General features: G+C 39.6%; 2 protein-coding genes and 1 pseudogene. All 3 read left to right on the plus strand.

Translation table 11 applies throughout. The annotated features are described in order from the left end of the window. Window positions 1-328, plus strand: a 328-nt coding sequence (locus WBN20_RS00910) for an adenylate/guanylate cyclase domain-containing protein (RefSeq protein ID WP_424280378.1), incomplete at its 5' end; no start/stop codon positions are given. Window positions 329-437: 109 nt separating this feature from the next. Continuing rightward, window positions 438-1,166 carry a DUF2092 domain-containing protein gene (locus WBN20_RS00915; protein WP_424280379.1) on the plus strand — a complete coding sequence of 243 codons (729 nt, stop codon included), beginning with the start codon at window positions 438-440 and terminating at the stop codon, window positions 1,164-1,166. 26 nt (window positions 1,167-1,192) lie between these two features. After that, a pseudogene (locus WBN20_RS00920) lies at window positions 1,193-1,524 on the plus strand (DUF6515 family protein); the annotation flags it as partial.

The raw sequence follows: 1,524 nt of genomic DNA on the forward strand, positions 1-1,524 counted from the left end.
AGCTGCCCTGGAAATGATCGAGTTTGTTAATCGTGCCAAAACCCTGAACCCCGAAAACCGGACTCGTTTTGATGTCCGTATTGGCATCAATACAGGGCCCGTGGTGGCAGGTGTGGTGGGTACTAAAAAATTTGCGTATGACATTTGGGGTGACGCCGTTAATATCGCCTCCCGTATGGAATCTAATTCGCAACCCGGAAAGATCAATGTAACGGAAAATACCTTTTCGTTAATCAAAGACAGCTTTGATTGCGAGATGAGGGGTGAGATTGAGGTCAAAAATAAAGGTATGATGAAAATGTATTTTGTAAGTAAAATAGAGGACTAAAGTAAGTTGAATTACATTTAATTGATTTGTTTCTGAATAAGTCCTTTATTACCTTCAAAAAACTTGTTTCCCACTTTATAGAAATACTTTAAATAAGTATCTTAGGCCTATGAAAAAATACGTAATAACACTTGCTTTATTAACTCTTCCTTTTTGTGGCCAAAGTCAGGCTGCAAGGCAAATAGATTCCGCAGCGGTATATATTCTCGACAGGATGGCGGATATTATTGGTGAACTTGAGGCTGTGAGCTTTAACGCAGAAACTGCGACAGACAGACTGGATGATAAACAAAAAATAGAAACCCACTACAGTACCAGCCATGTTAGCATGCAAGGTCCTGATAAGATGGTTTACCAAAGATTCGGAAATAAAGGCAAACATGGTTTTTGGTTTAATGGAACATATGCCTCCATGTACTCCTTTAAAGAAAATAATTACGTTACTCTTGAGAGTCCCGGAAATATAATTGAGATGATGGATGACCTGCACACCAGGTTTGGTTTTCAGTTTCCTGCTGCAGATTTTTTCTATCCTTCCTTTACCGATGACATCCTTCAGGATTTTAACACACTTGAGTATATGGGTAAAACAATGGTGGACGGAGAAGACTGTTTTTATATCAGGGCCACTAATGAGAATATGCATTTTCAGTTATGGATCTCAAGCAGTAATTGGAATTTACCTAAACGCTTTATAATAATTCAAAAAGGGAAACAAAATTTACGATTTGAATCTGTCTTTAAAGATTGGGACATTAACCCAAACCTGCCCAATACTATATTTGAATTTTTACCACCTCCCAATGCAAGGCTAATTGACATAATGGAGAAATCATAAGTCCGCATCATTAATAAAAATAAATTATGTTCGAAAACAAGACTATAGTAAATAAGATTTCTGGAATATTAATATTACTGCTTATACTCATATTGCCCATGGAGGCAATAAACGCGCAAAGAATGGGCCATAGGGCATCCAGGGGTGGCAGCAGGAGTATGGCGTCTCGCCCCAGTCCGCAACGTTCGGCACCTTCCCGATCAAGCACGCAACGTCAAAGCACGCAACGTAAAAGTACACAGCGCTCCTCTACCACCAGACCTTCTACATCAAATACGCCTTCCAGGTCTATTAATGGAGGACATACAAGAACAAATGATCGCAGTTACAACAGAACACCAGGTACGCAGCAAAGGGA

Source organism: Eudoraea sp. (assembly GCF_049665975.1).
In the GTDB taxonomy this organism is placed as follows: domain Bacteria; phylum Bacteroidota; class Bacteroidia; order Flavobacteriales; family Flavobacteriaceae; genus Eudoraea.

Coding starts and splice junctions, on each gene's coding strand:
- WBN20_RS00915 (WP_424280379.1), top strand. CDS start 438: ATGAAAAAATACGTAATAACACTTGCTTTATTAACTCTTCCTTTTTGT.